1 protein-coding gene is annotated in these 1,854 nt (G+C 61.7%); it reads left to right on the top strand.

Going from position 1 to position 1,854, the window contains the following annotated elements:
- Positions 1 to 60: 60 nt before the first annotated feature.
- On the top strand, positions 61 to 1,854 hold a 1,794-nt coding region (gene acs / locus ACP7BV_RS26835; RefSeq protein WP_426107949.1), incomplete at its 3' end, for an acetate--CoA ligase.

Raw genomic sequence — 1,854 nt, 5'->3', positions numbered from 1 at the left:
GGCGACAGTAAGCGTTACGCGCTACCTTGTTAACAAAATTATTACACTCAGGAGACAAGCATGGCTAGCACCGACATCAGTCAGGAAAATCACGGTATGCAGGAAAATCGCGTCTTTGCGCCGCCGCCCGCCTTTGTAGCTCAGGCCGCCATATCCGGCATGGACGCTTACAACGCACTGTGCGCGGAAGCCGAAACCGACTACGAAGGCTTCTGGGCCCGCCTGGCGCGCGAAAACCTGGACTGGCACAAACCATTCACGTCGACCCTGAACGAAGCAGACGCGCCGTTCTACAAGTGGTTCGAGGACGGCGAGCTCAACGTGTCGTACAACTGCCTCGACCGCAACCTCAAGAACGGCAACGCCGAACGCACCGCGATCATCTTTGAAGCCGACGACGGCCAGGTCACCCGCGCCACTTACCAGGAACTGTATGACAAGACCTGCAAGTTCGCCAACGGCCTGAAGTCACGCGGCATTAAAAAGGGCGACCGCGTCATCATCTACATGTCGATGTCGATCGAAGGCGTGGCCGCCATGCAAGCGTGCGCGCGCATCGGCGCCACGCACTCGGTGGTGTTTGGCGGCTTTTCCGCCAAGTCGCTGCAGGAGCGCATCATTGACGCCGGCGCCGTCGCCGTCATCACCGCCGACGAACAACTGCGTGGCGGCAAGCACCTGCCCCTGAAAACCATCGTCGACGAAGCGCTGGCGCTGGGCGGCTGCACCACCATCAAGGACGTGATCGTCTACAAGCGCACCGGCGGCGCCATTCCGATCACCGAAGGGCGCGACCTGTGGCTGCACGAGCTGTTGGCAAACCAGCCGGCCGAATGCGAGCCGGAGTGGGTGAGCGCGGAGCATCCGCTGTTCATCCTCTACACATCTGGCTCGACCGGCACGCCCAAAGGCGTGCAACACTCCAGCGGCGGGTATTTGCTGTGGGCGGCGCTGACGATGAAGTGGACGTTCGACATCAAGCCGAGCGACGTGTTCTGGTGCACCGCCGACATTGGCTGGGTGACCGGCCACACCTATATTGCTTACGGCCCGCTGGCCGTGGGCGCAACCCAAATCGTGTTTGAAGGCATTCCCACCTTCCCGAATGCGGGGCGCTTCTGGGAAACCATCGCCAAGCACAAGACGACCGTGTTCTACACCGCGCCGACGGCGATCCGCTCGCTGATCAAGGCGGCTGACGTGAACCCGGACGTGCATCCGAAGAACTACGACTTGTCCAGCCTGCGCCTGCTTGGCTCGGTTGGCGAGCCGATCAATCCGGAAGCATGGATGTGGTACTACAAGAATATCGGCCGCGAAAATTGCCCGATTGTCGACACGTTCTGGCAGACCGAAACGGGCGGCCACATGATTACGCCGCTACCGGGCGCCACGCCCATGGTGCCGGGTTCGTGCACCTTGCCGTTGCCGGGCATTATGACCGCAATTGTCGACGAAGCGGGTGTCGATGTGCCGAACGGGCAGGGCGGTATCCTGGTCGTCAAGCGGCCATGGCCGTCGATGATCCGCACCATCTGGAACAATCCCGAGCGCTTCAAAACCAGTTACTTCCCGGAGGAACTGGGCGGGCGCATGTACCTGGCCGGCGATGGCGCGATCCGCAACAAGGAAACCGGTTACTTCACCATCACCGGGCGCATCGACGACGTGCTCAATGTCTCGGGCCACCGCATGGGCACGATGGAAATCGAATCGGCACTGGTGGCCAATCCGATCGTCGCCGAAGCTGCGGTCGTGGGCAAGCCGGACGACACGACGGGCGAATCGATCTGCGCGTTCGTGGTGCTCAAGCAGGCGCGGCCTACGGGTGAAGAAGCCAAGCGGCTGGCGCTG

Source organism: Massilia sp. TSP1-1-2, from assembly GCF_049896185.1.
Classification (GTDB): Bacteria; Pseudomonadota; Gammaproteobacteria; order Burkholderiales; family Burkholderiaceae_D; genus Telluria_A.
This window is presented reverse-complemented; position numbering and strand designations above follow the sequence as displayed.